This is a genomic window from Arthrobacter koreensis, assembly GCF_009193255.1.
Taxonomy (GTDB): Bacteria; Actinomycetota; Actinomycetes; order Actinomycetales; family Micrococcaceae; genus Arthrobacter_B; species Arthrobacter_B koreensis.
The window spans coordinates 418,500-434,102 of record NZ_WACG01000002.1 but is presented as its reverse complement, the minus strand read 5'-3'; the positions used below and the strand labels follow the sequence as shown (position 1 = coordinate 434,102).

The following is a 15,603-nucleotide window of genomic DNA, read 5'->3' as shown; positions in this document are numbered from 1 at the left end:
ATTCACTCTACTTACTTGGCAGGCTTGGTTCATTTCGCGGCGGACGGGGCCGGCGGCGTCAGGGCTGCAGGACGCCGAAGGCCAGGGCGATGTAAATCGCGACGCCGAGTCCGATGCGGTACCAGACGAACAGCTGGTAGCTGCGCGTGGAAACGTACCGCAGGAACCAGCCGATGATGACGAATCCGACAACAAAAGCCACGACGGTGGCCAGCGCGGTTTCGGCGCCGCCATACGGGCCGGTATCGCCCCAGGACTTCGCCAGCTGGTAGAGGCCGCTGCCGAAGACGGCCGGTATAGCCAGGAGAAAGGCGTAGCGGGCTGCTGCTTCACGGGTGTAGCCCATGAGCAGGCCTGCCGTGATGGTTCCGCCCGAGCGGGAGACGCCCGGGATGAGGGCCAGTGCCTGGGCGAAGCCGTAGAGGATGCCGTGCTTGTAGGTGAGCTGGTCCAGCGTGCGCTGCTGCTTCCCGACGGCGTCCGCTACCGCCAGGATCACACCGAAGACGATGAGCATGGTCGCGACGATCCACAGGCTGCGGAAGGTTGATTCAATCTGGTCCTGGAACAGGAGGCCAAGGATCACAATGGGCAGGGTTCCCACGATGATCAGCCAGCCCATCCGGGCATCGGGGTCTGAGCGGGGCACCCGTCCGGCGAGGGAGCCGAACCAGGCCTTGACGATCCGGACAATGTCTTTCCAGAAGTACACGGCCACGGCGGTCTCCGTGCCCAGCTGGGTAATAGCCGTGAAGGCCGCCCCCGGGTCCTGGGCTCCGGGAAGGAGTTCCCCGGCGATGCGCAGGTGGGCGCTGGAGGAAATGGGCAGGAACTCTGTCAGGCCTTGCAGAAAGCCCAGAAAAATTGCTTCGAACCAGTTCACCCTACGACTCTAGGGCACACCCGGCCCACGTTCCGCCAGGCAGGGCCGCGGCCGGTGCCGGCTAGCGGTCGCTCCGCGTGTGCGGGTAGGAGGACCGGCTGCCGGCCGTGCCGTCCTCGGCATCATCCGGCTCGGAGCCGTACGCCACGCCGTCGACGCCGAAGTCCGGTCTGCGCAGGAGCTCCTCGTCCTCGTCCAGCAGGTCCTCGTCGACTTCTTCTTCGTCGTCGTAGATCTCCAGCGGAGTCACCTCGCCGTAGGCGTCGTACAGGACCTCCTCGTAGACTTCGAACGCGTCGGCGATGGCCAGGTACGCGTCCTCTACGGCCGGATCCTTTTCTCCGCGGCGTGCGGCGGCAGCAGCGAGGTGCTCTTCGAAGGCAGCGACCAGGGACTGGAGTGCAACGCGCGGATCTATGGTCATGGACTAGACGTTAGCCCCAAAGGAGGCAAAATGGGATGGAAATGCGAGAACAAATTCTGAGACCGGACGTCTCGTTCAAGACCGCTCCCGCCAAGGACTATGAGTATCTGGTCCTCTCCGTAGGGCCCCATGAGTCGCTTCCCGATGCCCGGAGGCTCATCACAGACCACGCCGAATACGGCAAGTGGGAACTGCAGCGAACCCGCATTTACCGCGGAGGTACCCACCGGTACTGGCTGCGGCGCAAGATCATGCGGGTAACGCGCACCGCCTAGCGCACGTACTGTGCAGGCTACTGTCCGTCCACCGGCCCCAGTACTGCCCTGGCCATCGAGTCATGGGCCGAGTCTTCGCTGGAGGGATGGAACATTCCGGCGAGGACATCGCGGTAGAGGCGTTCGATCTCGCTGCCCCTGAAGTAGCCTGCTCCCCCGGCCACCTGCATGGCTGTCTCCACGATGCCGCGGGCGGTGTCGGTGGTTCGCAGTTTGAGGCCGGAGAGCCGCGGGAACCAGAAGGGGCCGTGGTCGGTACCGGACTCAAGGTCGCGTGCCACGGCGTCGAGCTGGAGGATCGCCCCGTCGAGGCGGATGGCGGCGTCGGCCACCCGCCAGCGCGTGTGCGGATCGCGGGACGCGGGCTCACCCTGGACGCGCCGCTTCCCCGCGGCCTCTGCGGCCAGGTCCAGCGCGCGCCCTGCAAGCCCTGCGTAGACGGCGGAAAGCAGGGTTTCGAAGAGGCTGAAAATACCGAACACAAAGGCATCCGCATGTGGCCCAACGGGAGTGTGCCGCACTATCCGCGCGGCCGGAACCACGGCCTCCTCCAGCAGGGTGGTCCGGGACTGGGACGCGCGCATTCCCATGGTGTTCCAGTCGTCCAGCGCGCTGATGCCTGCCGTGCTGCGGTCCGCGAAGCCGAAAACCAGCCGCGGTTCCTCCTCACTGGAACTGTCCTTGCCGAAGATGCCCAGCCTGGTCCAGGCCGGGGACAGGCTGGTGAAGATCTTGCGGCCGGTAAACGCGTACCCGCCGCCGTCCTGCGGGACGGCGGCGGTCTTCGAGTCGAAGAGGACCGCCGGGTTGCCGGGTTCCGAAATTCCGAACGCGAACAGTTCCCCCTGGGCGGCTTCCTCGAGGACGAAGGAGAGCGAGTCATCCCCGCCGCGTGCCAGCAGGTGGGCGACGCCGCACCAGACCAGGTGCATGTTCACGGCCAGCGCGGTGGCCGGGGCCGCAGACGCCAGCCGGCGCTGGCACTTCACGACGGCGGGAATGTCCAGGCCGTACCCGCCCTGCTCCACCGGGGTGAACAGCGCCAGGTAGCCTGCGCTGCGGAGGTCTTCCAGGTCCTCGGAAAAGAAGGAGTTGTCCCGGTCATAGCGTGCTGCACGTCCGCGCAGCGTCTCCAGGAGGTCCGGCGGCAGGATTTCTTCAGGGGACGTCAAAGCAGCTTCCTTTCAGTTGGCGGGGGCCGGGCCGGAACCTACGATCCGCGCAGCAGCCGGCCCAGGACGCGGGTTCCGAACTTGAGGGACTCAACCGGGACACGCTCGTCCACGCCGTGGAACATGCCCGTAAAGTCCAGGTCCTCGGGCAGGCGCAGCGGCGCGAAACCGTAGCCGGTGATGCCCAGCCGGGACAGCGACTTGTTGTCGGTGCCGCCGGAGAGCGTGTACGGGAGTACCGGAGCGCCGGGATCTTCGGCCTGGAGTGCTGCCACCATCGAGTCGACGAGGTTCCCGGTGAAGGGAACTTCAAGTGAAACGTCGTTGTGTTCGTAGCTTACGTCTATGCCCTCGCCCGCCAGCGACTTCACGATTTCCAGCAGCTGTTCCTCCTGGCCGGGAAGGGTTCGGGCGTCGATGAACGCTTCTGCCGTGCCCGGAATGACGTTGTGCTTGTAGCCGGCTTCCAGGAGCGTCGGGTTGGCGGTGTTCTGCAGCGTCGCGCCCACAAAACGGGCAACCGTGCCCAGTTCGGCCAGGAGCTTCTCCGGATTCTCCGGATCGAATTCGACGCCGGTGAGTTCGGTGACCCCGTCAAGGAACGCACGGGTGGTATCCGTCAGTTCGATAGGCCACTCATAGGAGCCGATGCGTGAGACGGCGCCGGCCAGGCGGGTAACCGCATTGTCCGTGTTGATCTGGGAACCGTGCCCGGCCCTCCCATGTGCCTTGAGGCGCAGCCAGGAGATTCCCTTCTCCGCGGTCTGCAGGAGGTAGGTGCGGCGTCCGCCAATGGTCGCCGAGAACCCTCCCACTTCGGAAATGGCTTCGCTGGCGCCTTCGAACAGCTCAGGCCGGTTTTCAACGGCCCATCCGGCTCCATAGCTGCCGCCGGCTTCCTCATCGGCGAAGAAGGCGAAGATGATGTCCCGGCGGGGCCGGGTTCCGGTGCGTGCCATCTCCCGCATGACCGCCAGGATCATGGCGTCCATGTCCTTCATGTCCACCGCGCCGCGGCCCCAGATCAGTCCGTCCAGTTCCTCGCCGCTGAACGGGTCCACACTCCAGTCCTGCTTCTGCGCCGGCACTACGTCCAGGTGCCCGTGGACCACCAGTGCGGGCAGCGAAGAGTCCGTGCCGGCCATCCGGGTGACAACGGATGCGCGTCCGGGCGCGGATTCGAAGACGTCGGCTTCGAGGCCCACCTCTTCGATGAGGGCGGCAACGTACTCTGCCGCCTTGCGCTCGCCCGGCCCGGACCCGTCGCCGTAGTTGGAGGTGTCGATGCGGATCAGGTCCCGGCAGATGCGGGCGACTTCGTCTTCGGCGCGGATGCTCATGGGGCTCTCTCCTTGCTGGGCAGCTTTACGGCCCAGCCTAGCCACCTTGGACCGTTTCGGCGGATCTTTGTTCCGGCCCATGTCCCGTAACACTCGGGCCCGAAATGCCCGATTCGTTGTTCTCGTGGAAACCGTGTTAGAGTTTTTCCCGTTGCAAACGAAGAAACGGAATAAAAAACGCTCTTCGGAAGACACCTAAGCGCGGGTGGCGGAATGGCAGACGCGCTAGCTTGAGGTGCTAGTCCTCTTATTGAGGGTGGGGGTTCAAGTCCCCCTCCGCGCACAACTGATGGTCCTCACATCAACGAACACCCCGGTCCCTGGACCGGGGTGTTTTTGTTTCCCCGACGTCCTTCCGTTACTGGTGTGTATCTGCTTCCAACAACCTCGCCCGCCTGCTGCTGTGGCCCGGACCCGCGGTTGATACCCTCGCACTATGGACGGCAGCGGGTTACTGAACGTCATACTGGTGCTCTTCTTCATCCTGCTCGGTGGTTTGTTTGCGGGCGCGGAGATGGCACTTGTGTCCCTGCGAGAGGGACAGATCCTCCGCTTGGAGGCTTCCGGGCGCAGGGGCGCCAAAATCGCAGCCCTGGCCCGCAACCCGAACCTGTTCCTGTCAGCGATCCAGATCGGCGTGACCCTCTCCGGCTTCTTCTCAGCTGCATACGGGGCCTCCGCCCTTGCCCCTGCCGTGTCCCCCGTGCTGGAAGGCTGGGGGCTGAACGCCGCAGCAGCGCAGACGTCGGCGTTCATTGCCATGACCCTGGTTGTTGCCTACCTGTCCCTGGTGTTCTCGGAGCTTGTACCCAAACGCCTTGCGATGCAGAACGCCGAAGGATTTGTCCGGGCCCTTGCCCCGCCGCTTTCGGTGTTTGCCGCCGTGATGCGTCCGGTCATCAAGCTGCTCTCAGTCTCTACCAACGGCGTCGTACGTGCCCTGGGCGGTGACCCTAACCTGAAGAGCGTTCCGATCTCCCAGCAGGAGCTCCTGGAGATGGTGAAGGCGAGTCCGGTCCTGGCCGATGAGAGCCGGAGCATCCTCGCTGACGTTTTCGGGGCCGGCCAGCGGCTGCTGCAGGAGGTGATGCGGCCCCGGCCGCAGGTCCGGTTTCTCCAGGCCAGCCTGAGCGTGGCAGAGGCGCGAGCAGCAGTCCATCTCCTGCCCTACTCGCGGTATCCGGTGATTGCTGACTCGCCGGACGATGTCCTGGGCTTCGTCCACGTCCGGGACCTGCTTGGCCAGGACCCGGTGGCTGCCGGGCAGACCCGGCTCAGCGCGATCCTGCGTCCAATCCTCTTCCTCCCCGGCACCGCCACCGTACTGCCCACCCTGACCCGGATGCGCAGGGAGAACAGCCACATCGCCGTCGTTGCTGACGAATACGGCGGAACCGACGGGATAGTTACCCTCGAGGACCTCGTAGAGGAACTGGTCGGTGAAATCTACGACGAATATGACACGGGCAAGGATCCGGAGGACCAGCACCGGGCAATGGAGGGCGAACTGGTTGTTGACGGAGGCCTGATCCTGCAGGAGTTCGACCGGCTTACCGGAATCCAGCTGCCTGAAGGGCAGTATGAGACCGTGGCGGGCTACATTCTGGACCGGCTGGGGCGGATGGCGGTGCCGTCGGATACCGTGGCGGCGCCCGGCGGCAGGCTCCGGGTCCTTGAGGTTGAGCACCACCGGATCCGTTCGGTTCGGGTGATTCCCGACCCCGGTGCAGGCTAGCCGCTCCTGTTCCGCACCACCGGCACACGCGGCGATTCAGGATGCGGGGAGGATAAATGTCCCCGGTGCATTGCAGGGCGGCAGACTGCGCGCGCAGAATACCGGGCATGAGTGCACCCGGAACAGGCGAGGGGAAGACTGCCAGCGGCGTGCCGCAGTCCGGCAGCGGTCCGCAGCTGAAGCGGGTGATGGGCACCAGGCTCCTGCTGCTGTTTATTATCGGTGACATCCTTGGCACCGGTGTGTACGCCCTGACCGGGCGGATCGCCGGCGAGATCGGCGGAGCCGCCTGGGCGCCCATCCTCATCGCCTTCGCCGTGGCTACCATTACTGCACTTTCCTACCTGGAACTGGTCACCAAGTATCCGCAGGCGGCAGGCGCGGCGCTCTACACGCACAAGGCCTTTGGAATCCACTTCGTCACCTTCCTCGTGACCTTCGCGGTCCTGTGCTCCGGGATTACTTCGGCGTCTACGGCAGCGAAGTTCCTGGCCGAGAACTTCCTGGTTGGCTTCGGCCTCGGCTGGGGACAGTTCGGCGTCACGGCGATCGCCGTCGGGTTCATGGTCCTGCTGGCCCTGATCAACCTGCGCGGGGTGGGCGAAAGCATCAAGTTCAACGTGTTCCTCACCGTCGTCGAGCTCACCGGACTGCTGATTGTGATTGGCATCGGCTTCTGGGCCATGGGGCAGGGCAACGTGGACTTTTCCCGCACGGTGGTCTTTGAGACGGAGAGCGGCAAGTCGATTTTCCTGGCCCTGACGGCAGCGACGTCCCTCGCCTTCTTCTCGATGGTCGGATTCGAAGACAGCGTGAACATGGCGGAAGAAACGAGGGATCCGGCACGCATCTTTCCCAAGGTGATGCTCACGGGACTGGGGATCACGGTGTTCATCTACCTGCTGGTCTCCGTGGCCGCCGTGGCAGTCGTCCCGGTGGGACAGCTTGCCGAAAGCCAGACGCCCCTGCTCGAGGTGGTGCAGGCAGGTGCCCCCGACTTCCCCATTGACGTCTTCTATCCGTTCCTGTCCATCTTCGCGGTCGCGAATACGGCGCTGATCAACATGCTCATGGCCAGCCGCCTGCTCTACGGGATGTCCAAGCAGGAGGTCCTGCCGCGCCCCCTGGCGCTGGTCCTGCCCGGCCGCCGGACACCGTGGGCCTCGATTGTGTTCACTACGCTGATCGCCGTCGGCGTTATTGTCCTGGTGACCAACGCCATGGGACCGGATACCGTTTCAGCCCTTGGCGGCACCACTGCCCTGCTGCTGCTGTGCGTCTTCACCGTGGTGAATGTTGCCTGCCTCGTTTTGCGGAAGTCTCCGCCGGACCCCGTGGAGGGCGAGGACGTGGAGGACGGCGGCGCCGGACGGAAGACGTTCCGCTCCCCCGGCATCATGCCCTGGATCGGCGCGCTGAGCTGCGCCTTCCTGGTTGGGCCATGGGCTCAGGACCCCATTGAGTATTCAATTGCGGGAATCCTGCTCGCGATTGGCGTGGTGCTGTGGTTCTTCACCTGGCTCTGGAACCGCGGAGTCAAGGCCAAGCGCACCCGCTTTACAGACCCGGAGGAGCTCCATGGCTAGCGTGATTGTTGGATACGTCCCCGCGCCGGAAGGCGCAGCAGCCCTGGACCACGCCCGCCGCGAGGCCGACCTTTCCAAGAACAGGCTGGTGATCGTCAGCGTCCGCACAACGGGGCGGGGACTTGGCCACGGGCACGGCCACGAAGACGCCTCGGATGAACTCGAGAGGATTGCCGGTGAACTCGAAGCCTCGGGCTCGGACTTTATGGTGATTCATCCGGAGGGCGACTACGACCCGGCGGACGAGATTCTCTCCGCGGCCGCCCTGAACGACGGCCGGCTGATCGTCGTCGGCCTGCGCCACCGCACACCGGTGGGAAAGCTCATCCTGGGCAGCACCGCCCAGCGGGTGCTGCTGGAGGCACCCTGCCCGGTGCTCTGCGTCAAGGCCGGGCAGTAGCGCCCAGCCCGGCAGCCACCGCCTCGATGCCGGTCCGGGTTTCCTCGAAGGACGTGGAGAGCGGTGAGAGGCCCAGCCGGATGCCGTTCGGATTCCGGTAGTCCGGAATCACGCCCTGCTCCCACAGGCGGGCAGTAACGTCCCGGGACAGCGGATGGTCAATGGTGATGTGGCTGCCGCGCAGGGCCGGGTCCCGGGGAGACGCGAGGACGCCCCCCAGCGGGGCAAGGAGTTCGTCGAAGGCTGCGACGGCGAAGGACGTCAGCTGCACGGACTTCTGCCGCACTGCGTCCATGCCGGCTTCGGCAATGAGCCCAATCATGTCCTGCATGGCAAGCATGCCCAGGATGGGCGGCGTTCCGGAGACAACCCGCTGGATGCCGGCTGCGGGAACGAACTCCCGGCCCATGCCGAAGGGATCCCCAGCCCCAAGCCAGCCGCGGATGGGCTGGTTGAAGTCCGCCAGGTGACGGGAGGCGACGTAGGCCCACGCGGGAGCTCCGGGGCCGCCGTTCAGGTATTTGTAGCTGCAGCCGGCCGCGTAATCAACATTCCAGGCATCCAGTTCGGCGGGCACGGAACCGGCGGAGTGGCACAGGTCCCAGAGGACCCGTCCCCCGGCGCGGTGGACCACGTCGGTGATCGCAGGGACGTCTGCGGCGAACCCGGAACGGTAGGCAACGTGGCTGAGCACCACAAGCGCGGTCTGCGGGCCCACGGCACTGGCTACCGCTTCCGGGGTGACGCCGCCGTCGTACTCCGCCTCGACCCAGCGAAGGGTCATGCCGCATTCTGCTGCGATGCCCTCCATGACGTAGCGGTCCGTGGGGAAGTTGTCCCGGTCCAGGACAATTTCATTCCGGACCCCGTCGCCTGAGACGGCTGCCACCGCAGCGCGGGCCAGCTTGTAGAGCAGGACGGTGGTTGAATCGGCGACCACACACTGTCCGGCCGCCGCGCCGAGCACGTGCTCCCCCAGCTGGTCACCGATCTGCCGGGGAAGCGCGAGCCAGCCCTCGTCCCAGCCCCGGATGAGGCGGCCGCCCCACTGGTGGCGCACAAAGTCGTTCAGGCGCTCCAGGGTGGCGGCCAGCGGCCGGCCGAGTGAGTTGCCGTCCAGATAGGCCGGAACACCGGCGTCGTCGTGGCCCAGGAACCGCTTCCGCAGTCCTGCCAGCGGATCGGCGGAGTCGAGTTCCCGGGCGCGGACAGACAGGCGCGAAGTAGTTTCCATGGCGGGAACTTTAGCAGCCGCTCCTAGGCTCCGGCGGGTTGTGTCCCGGCGTCCAGCGGACGTGCCCAGCCGTGGAAGTGGCGGCGCCGGCTGCGCTGGTTCCACCCGGTGAAGGTGGTGGTACCGCGCTCCCCCGGGCTGCCGGATTCGGAGATGCGGATGCTGACCGTTGCCGGCAGGAAGACCGGTGACTCAAACTCGATGTTCCACTCGAACGGTTCCTGCATGGCGGGGCCCGTTTCACCTACTACCCGCGAAGCCATGTACATGCCGTGGGCAATCGAACGCTTCAGGCCCAGGGCCTTGGCCGAGAGCGCGCTGAGGTGGATCGGGTTGAAGTCGCCGGAAACGCGGGCGTAGTTGCGTCCCGCGTCCGGGCCCAGCCGCCATTGGGCAGTGGGATTCGGCGGGACGAACTCCGGCCGGGGACCCGGAGCAGCAGGACGGTCGAACCGCGGAAGGAAGACTCCCTTGGCCAGGTAGACCGAACGCCCCGTCCATACCAGTTCATCCCCGGAACGTACCTCGGCAACCAGATCTACCTGCGTGCCGGCACGGTGGCCGGCGAGGTTCTCCGCCCACGCCGTCACGGACAGCGGTTCAGCGTAATGGATGGGCCGCAGGTGCTGCACCTCGTTGCGCAGGTGGACCAGGCCCAGCAGCGGCAGCGGGAAGTCCTCCCGGGCCATCACGCTCATCGCAACCGGAAACGCAAACGTGTGCACGTAGCCCGAGGGCAGGCTGTCCTGTGCGCTGTGCAGGACCAGCCGCTGGAAATTGGTCAGGTTCTCCAGGTCAACCCGGGCCCGCTGCACGGTGTGCCGGGCGGAGGGGAGAGTCTTCGGTGCTGCGGCGGAGGAAAGGCGGCTGCGCGCGGCGTTCGATGCAGCGGTGAGGTACAGCCGTCCAAGCGCCGGTATGGCTTCGAGTTCCTGGACGCTCATGCCCCCACCATATTCTGTCCGCACACCCGCAGCACCTGGCCATTGACGCCTGCTGCGGCGTCGGAGGCGAGGAACGCAATGGCCTCGGCAACGTCAACGGGCTTGCCGCCCTGCTGCAGGCTCGAAAGCCGCCGTGCAACCTGGCGGGTCAGCGCAGGCATCCGGGCCGTCATGTCCGTTTCAATGAACCCGGGGGCGACGGCGTTGATGGATCCGCCGCGCGGCGCGAGCAGCGGAGCCGTGGCCCGCACCATGCCGATGATGCCGGCCTTGGACGCAGCGTAGTTGGTCTGTCCGCGGTTTCCCGCGATGCCGCTGGTGGAAGCCAGGGAGACGATCCGCCCATCGGGGCTGAAGGTCTCCGATTCCAGGAAACGCTCGTTCATCCGCAGCTGTGAGGCGACATTCACGGCAATAACGGAGTCCCAGCGGGACGCATCCATGTTGGCCAGCAGCTTGTCCCGGGTGATACCGGCGTTGTGAATGACAATGTCCAACTTGCCGTAGCGCTCGGCGGCATGGGCCAGGATCCTGTCCGCCGCGTCGTCGCGGGTGATGTCCACCTGCAGTGCGGTGCCGTGGATTTCATTCGCGACGGCGGCAAGCTGCTCACCGGCGGCCGGCACGTCCACCACAATCACGTTGGCGCCTTCGCGGTGGAGGACGCGGGCAATCGAGGCGCCGATGCCGCGTGCGGCACCGGTGACGACGGCGGTCTTGCCCGCCAGTGAGGCGTTCCAGTCCTCCGGCAGCTGCCCGGCGTCGGACCCGACGGTGATGAACTGGCCGCTGACGTAGGCACTGCGTCCCGAAAGCAGGAAGTGCAGGGCGGCAGCAACGGACGGTGCCGTCGCTCCGGTCCCGTTGGCGAGCACGATTCCGTTGGCGGTCGCACCGCCGCGCAGCTCGTGGGCCAGCGAACGCAGCGTGCCGTCTACGCCCTGGCGCGCGGCGGCCGCGGCAGGATCCTGGGCCTCGGAGGCCGGACGGGAGACGGTGACCACCCGTCCGCCCGGTGCCAGGTCCCGCAGGCTGGCTCCGGCGTCCAGGCTGACGGCGCCCAGGTCTTCGGGACCAGAGGCTTCGTCAAGCACCATCAGGATGGCACCGAGCTTCTCCTTGGGCGTCGCGTGCCTTCGCACGTCCTGCTGCCAGGAGAGCAGCAGCGACGCCAGGGTGTCTGCGCTTTCACCCTTTCCCAGGACCAGGACCGGGCCCGGAACCAGCGGCTTGGACGGATCGAAGCGGCGCAGTACGGCGGGACGGGGCAGGCCGAGCTTCTTGGCAATCTCCTTGGTGATGCCTGAATTGACGAGGGTCAGGTAGGTATCCGTCATGGTCAGCGTGCCTCCAGGATCGCTACGAGGCCCTGGCCGCCTGCAGCGCAGACGGAGATCAGGCCGCGGCCGGAACCCTTTTCGGCGAGCATCTTGGCGAGGGAAGCAACAATGCGCCCGCCGGTTGCGGCAAACGGGTGGCCGGCGGCAAGGGAAGAGCCATTGACATTGAGCTTGCTTCGGTCGATGCTGCCCAGCGGTCCCTCGAGTCCAAGGCGGGTGCGGCAGAACTCGTCGTCCTCCCAGGCCGCGAGCGTGCTCAGGACCGTGCCGGCAAAGGCTTCGTGGATCTCGAAGAAATCGAAGTCGGCGAAGGTCAGGCCGTTTCGTGCCAGCAGGCGCGGTACTGCAAAGGCGGGTGCCATCAGCAGGCCGTCGCGGCCATGGACGAAGTCCACGGCGCCGGCTTCCGCATCGACGATGTTCGCGAGCATGGGCAGGTCATTGGCCCGTGCGTAGTCCTCGGAACCGAGCAGGACCACGGAGGCCCCGTCGGTGAGCGGCGTTGAGTTGCCGGCCGTCATGGTGGCTTCATCGCCCAGGGAGCGGCCGAAGACCGGCTTGAGCTTAGCGAGCTTCTCCAGCGAGGTGTCAGCGCGGAGGGGCGAGTCCCGGGACAGGCCGCGGTAGGGGGTGATCAGGTCATCGAAGAAACCGCGGTCGTAGGCGGCAGCAAGGTTGCGGTGGCTGTTGTAGGCCAGCTCGTCCTGGCTTTCGCGGGTGATCTTCCACTGGGCGGTGGTCAGCGCCTGGTGCTCCCCCATGGAGAGGCCGGTGCGCGGCTCACCCGTGGTGGGTGCGTTCGGTGCCAGGTCCCGGGGGCGGATCTTCGCGATGGCAGCGAGCTTTTGCTTGGTGGACCGTGCACGGGACAGGTCCAGCAGTGCGCGGCGCAGGCCTTCGCTCACGGCAATCGGGGCATCGGAGGCGGAGTCCACGCCGCCGGCAATTCCGGATTCGAGCTGGCCCAGCTTGATCTTGTTGGCGAGGGAGACGACGGTTTCGAGTCCGGTGGCGCAGGCCTGCTGGACGTCGTAGGCCGGGGTCTCGGGCGAAAGGGCAGATCCGAGGACGGCCTCACGGGTGAGGTTGAAGTCACGGGAGTGCTTCAGGACAGCACCGGCAGCGACGGCGCCGATTCTCTCATCCTGCAGTCCGAAACGTGCCACGAGTCCGTCCAGCGCAGCGGTCAGCATGTCCTGGTTGGAGCTGTGTGCGTAGGCGCCGCCGGAGCGCGCGAAGGGGATGCGGTTGCCGCCAATAACGACGGCGTTGCGGACGGCGGGTCCGGCGCCGGGGGCGGGTGCCGGGGCGGACGTGGATTGTGCAGCCATTCGAGCGTCTCCTTGGGGGATCAATATGTGACAGGAATTACTGTAACCCACCGTACCTGATACGCTGGGTATCGTGAACATGGCAGTGAAACAAGACACACCCTCCCCGGACGGGCGCTCCGTCCGCTGGGAGGCGCACCGCATCGAACGCCGCAGTGCCTTGATTAAGGCCGCCCGCCGTGCAGTCCACACGCTGGGCGCGCAGGCTTCCATGGAGGAAATTGCCGCAGCTTCCGGAACCTCCAAGTCTGTGTACTACCGGTACTTCGGAGACAAATCCGGGCTGCAGCAGGCCATGGGCGAGGTGGTCATCAAACAGATGCAGGACAAAATCCTGGCTGCCGGCCGCAGTGCGGACTCCCCGCGGTCCGGACTCCGGGCGATGGTCTCCGCTTACCTCCAGATGGCACAGACCTCCCCCAACGTGTACGCCTTCGTCACCGGCAGCGCGGGAGAAGCCCCCGGCACGAGCGAGCCGGGCGTCGCCGTCGCGCTCTCCGATTTCTTCGCCAACATCAGCGCAATGATGGACCACGCCGTGCAGGCATATCTTGAGGGCCACGGAACCCGTTCCCTGACCCAGGCCGCCGCCGCCTTCTGGCCCAGCGCCGCGCTCGGCATGGTCCGGGCCGCCGGTGAGCGCTGGCTTGCCGCGCCTGCCCAGGACCGGCCTTCCGAAGCCGAGATGACGGACCAGCTCACCGCCTGGCTGTTTGACGGAATCGGCTGGGACTCCCCCGGCCGCCAGGCCCGCGAAACCTCTTCATCCACCACTGCGCCCGGAAGCAGCGGAATATCCTCCGCAGCGCCGAACGCCGACCAGTAAGGACACGCAATGACGCAATCAGTCTCTACCCCGCAGCGCCAGCTTCCCGCCAGCACCGTCATCCGCGAAGACGACTCGGCAACGGTCAACGTCGAAGCGCTGGGCCGCACCCTGCTGGGCAAGTGGCATGACATTCGCCTTCAGGCGCGCAGGCTGGCCGGAACGGAAGAGCTGCACGCCCCCGCCGGGCTCTCCCACACCGAGCACCGCCTCCGCGTCATGGACCAGCTCAAGGTACTGGTGGACGCGGACGCCGTGCACCGGGCCTTCCCCGCTTACGTAGGCGGGCAGGACAACCACGGCGGCAACATTGCCGGGTTCGAAGAACTTGTGGTGGCCGATCCCTCCCTTCAGATCAAGGCCGGCGTCCAGTGGGGCCTCTTCGGCTCCGCAGTCCTGCACCTGGGCAACCGTGAGCACCATGAAAAGTGGCTTCCGGGCATCATGAGCCTGGAGATCCCCGGCTGCTTCGCCATGACGGAGACCGGGCACGGCTCGGACGTTTCCAGCATCGCCACCACCGCCGAATACGATGAGGCGGCGCAGGAATTCATCATCAATACACCGTTCCGGGCGGCCTGGAAGGACTACATCGGCAACGCCGCCGTGAACGGCAAGGCTGCCGTCGTCTTCGCACACCTCATCACCAGGGGCGTGGACCACGGCGTGCATGCGTTCTATGTTCCGCTTCGCGACGAAAACGGCTTCCTGCCCGGAGTCGGCGGCGAGGATGACGGCGTCAAGGGCGGCCTGAACGGGATCGACAACGGCCGGCTGCACTTCTCCAACGTGCGGATCCCGCGCACCAACCTCCTGAACCGCTACGGTGACGTTGCGGAGGACGGCACCTACACCTCCTCCATCGAGAGCCCGGGACGCCGTTTCTTCACGATGATCGGCACCCTGGTCCAGGGCAGGGTCTCCCTGGACGGTGCCGCCGTGGCTGCGTCCAAGCTGGGCCTGAACATCGCCATCAAGTACGCCACCGAACGCCGGCAGTTCAACGGTGCCTCCGACACGGTCGAAGAAGTACTGATGGACTACCAGCAGCACCAGCGCCGCCTGCTCCCCCTGCTGGCCACGACGTACGCCGCCTCCTTCGCCCACGATGAGCTGCTGTCAAAGTTCGACGACGTGTTCTCCGGTGCGGATGACACGGACGAGAACCGCCAGGACCTTGAGACCCTCGCCGCTGCGCTGAAGTCACTGTCAACCTGGCATGCACTGGACACCCTGCAGGAGTGCCGCGAGGCAACCGGCGGCGCCGGCTTCCTGGCGGAGAACCGGCTCACCGCGCTGCGCTCGGACCTGGACATCTACGTCACGTTCGAAGGCGACAACACGGTGCTGCTGCAGCTGGTCGCCAAGCGGCTCCTCGCAGACTACGCCAGGGAATTCCAAGGTGCCGACTTTGGGGTCCTGGCCCGCTACGTCGTGGGCCAGGCCACCGAACGCACGGTCCACCGCTCCGGCCTGCGCCAGATTGTGCAGACCGTCGCGGACACCGGATCCGAGAAGAAATCCGCCATCGCCCTGCGGGATCCACGGACCCAGCACGACCTGCTGGCAGACCGGGTGGCCACCATGGTTGCCGAGGTTGCCGGTGAACTGCAGAAGGCCCGCAAGCTGCCCAAGGCTGAAGCCGCCGCAGTGTTCAACCGGAACCAGCATGACCTCATCGAAGCCGCCCGCGCGCACGCCGAACTGCTGCAGTGGGAGGCCTTCACCCGCGGCCTGGAGCGCATCGAGGACGAAGGGACCCGGCAGGTTGTTACCTGGCTGCGTGACCTCTTCGGGCTGGGGCTGATCGAGAAGAACCTGGCCTGGTACCTGATGCACGGCCGGCTCTCCTCGCAGCGCGCCCGCACGCTTGGGGAGTACATCAACCGGCTGCTCGCCAAGATCCGCCCGCACGCCATGGACCTGGTGGACGCCTTTGGCTACGGTCCGGAACACCTCCGGGCAGCCATTGCCAGCGGTGCGGAAAAGCAGCGTCAGGACGAATCGATGGAGTACCAGCGGCTGCTCCGCGCCTCGGGTGCCGCTCCGGTGGACGAAAAGATCCTGATCCAGCGCCGCAAGCAGGCTGCGAAGGGCAAGCGGTAACACCGCA

The 15,603-nt window shown here is 66.1% G+C and carries 13 protein-coding genes, 1 tRNA gene and 1 pseudogene; 7 read left to right on the top strand and 8 right to left on the bottom strand.

Annotated features, from left to right (window positions below; all coding sequences use genetic code 11):
- Positions 1 to 58: 58 nt before the first annotated feature.
- Positions 59 to 883 (bottom strand): undecaprenyl-diphosphate phosphatase, encoded by an 825-nt coding sequence (locus GD628_RS08930; protein ID WP_091604838.1) that lies wholly within the window; start codon positions 881 to 883, stop codon positions 59 to 61.
- 178 nt (positions 884 to 1,061) lie between these two features.
- Positions 1,062 to 1,307, bottom strand: a pseudogene (locus GD628_RS08925) (hypothetical protein); the annotation flags it as partial.
- A 41-nt stretch (positions 1,308 to 1,348) separates the two neighbouring features.
- Between GD628_RS08925 and GD628_RS08920 the strand changes: the two are divergent.
- Positions 1,349 to 1,582, top strand: a complete 234-nt coding sequence (locus tag GD628_RS08920) for a DUF5703 family protein (protein WP_091605923.1) — start codon at positions 1,349 to 1,351, stop codon at positions 1,580 to 1,582.
- Positions 1,583 to 1,599: 17 nt separating this feature from the next.
- Here GD628_RS08920 and GD628_RS08915 read toward each other — a convergent pair whose 3' ends face one another.
- Together GD628_RS08915 and GD628_RS08910 are read right to left on the bottom strand one after the other, a co-directional pair.
- Positions 1,600 to 2,754: an acyl-CoA dehydrogenase family protein gene (locus GD628_RS08915; protein ID WP_152274468.1), complete on the bottom strand. Its 1,155-nt coding sequence runs from the start codon at positions 2,752 to 2,754 to the stop codon at positions 1,600 to 1,602.
- Between the two features lie 38 nt (positions 2,755 to 2,792).
- Complete coding sequence (locus tag GD628_RS08910) at positions 2,793 to 4,094, bottom strand: M20/M25/M40 family metallo-hydrolase (RefSeq protein WP_152274467.1); 1,302 nt, start codon at positions 4,092 to 4,094, stop codon at positions 2,793 to 2,795.
- Positions 4,095 to 4,293: 199 nt separating this feature from the next.
- Here GD628_RS08910 and GD628_RS08905 point away from each other — a divergent pair.
- The 4 genes from GD628_RS08905 (at position 4,294) to GD628_RS08890 (ending at position 7,815) form a co-directional block, all read left to right on the top strand.
- Positions 4,294 to 4,377: transfer RNA gene (locus GD628_RS08905), tRNA-Leu, on the top strand.
- A 153-nt stretch (positions 4,378 to 4,530) separates the two neighbouring features.
- Positions 4,531 to 5,829 carry a hemolysin family protein gene (locus tag GD628_RS08900; protein WP_091604847.1) on the top strand — a complete coding sequence of 433 codons (1,299 nt, stop codon included), beginning with the start codon at positions 4,531 to 4,533 and terminating at the stop codon, positions 5,827 to 5,829.
- 107 nt (positions 5,830 to 5,936) lie between these two features.
- On the top strand, positions 5,937 to 7,415 hold the full coding sequence (locus GD628_RS08895) for an APC family permease (RefSeq protein WP_386887325.1): 1,479 nt from the start codon (positions 5,937 to 5,939) through the stop codon (positions 7,413 to 7,415).
- The gene (locus tag GD628_RS08890; protein ID WP_152274466.1) at positions 7,408 to 7,815 is read left to right on the top strand and encodes a universal stress protein; all 408 of its coding nucleotides are present in this window, start codon (positions 7,408 to 7,410) and stop codon (positions 7,813 to 7,815) included. Before GD628_RS08895 ends, GD628_RS08890 begins: the two co-directional genes overlap by 8 nt.
- Here GD628_RS08890 and GD628_RS08885 read toward each other — a convergent pair.
- Genes GD628_RS08885 through GD628_RS08870 form a run of 4 tightly spaced genes read right to left on the bottom strand, consistent with a single transcriptional unit; the run spans position 7,799 to position 12,664 of the window.
- Complete coding sequence (locus GD628_RS08885; protein ID WP_152274465.1) at positions 7,799 to 9,049, bottom strand: kynureninase; 1,251 nt, start codon at positions 9,047 to 9,049, stop codon at positions 7,799 to 7,801. The genes GD628_RS08890 and GD628_RS08885 overlap by 17 nt on opposite strands.
- A gap of 23 nt (positions 9,050 to 9,072) precedes the next feature.
- The gene (locus GD628_RS08880) at positions 9,073 to 9,993 is read right to left on the bottom strand and encodes a MaoC family dehydratase (protein WP_152274464.1); all 921 of its coding nucleotides are present in this window, start codon (positions 9,991 to 9,993) and stop codon (positions 9,073 to 9,075) included.
- Positions 9,990 to 11,330 (bottom strand): 3-oxoacyl-ACP reductase, encoded by a 1,341-nt coding sequence (locus GD628_RS08875; RefSeq protein WP_152274463.1) that lies wholly within the window; start codon positions 11,328 to 11,330, stop codon positions 9,990 to 9,992. Before GD628_RS08875 ends, GD628_RS08880 begins: the two co-directional genes overlap by 4 nt.
- A gap of 2 nt (positions 11,331 to 11,332) precedes the next feature.
- Positions 11,333 to 12,664 carry an acetyl-CoA C-acetyltransferase gene (locus tag GD628_RS08870; RefSeq protein ID WP_152274462.1) on the bottom strand — a complete coding sequence of 444 codons (1,332 nt, stop codon included), beginning with the start codon at positions 12,662 to 12,664 and terminating at the stop codon, positions 11,333 to 11,335.
- Positions 12,665 to 12,743: 79 nt separating this feature from the next.
- Here GD628_RS08870 and GD628_RS08865 point away from each other — a divergent pair, with 79 nt between their 5' ends.
- Together GD628_RS08865 and GD628_RS08860 are read left to right on the top strand one after the other, a co-directional pair.
- Positions 12,744 to 13,490: a TetR/AcrR family transcriptional regulator gene (locus GD628_RS08865; protein WP_152274461.1), complete on the top strand. Its 747-nt coding sequence runs from the start codon at positions 12,744 to 12,746 to the stop codon at positions 13,488 to 13,490.
- A gap of 9 nt (positions 13,491 to 13,499) precedes the next feature.
- Complete coding sequence (locus tag GD628_RS08860; protein WP_152274460.1) at positions 13,500 to 15,596, top strand: acyl-CoA dehydrogenase family protein; 2,097 nt, start codon at positions 13,500 to 13,502, stop codon at positions 15,594 to 15,596.
- Positions 15,597 to 15,603: the final 7 nt, after the last annotated feature.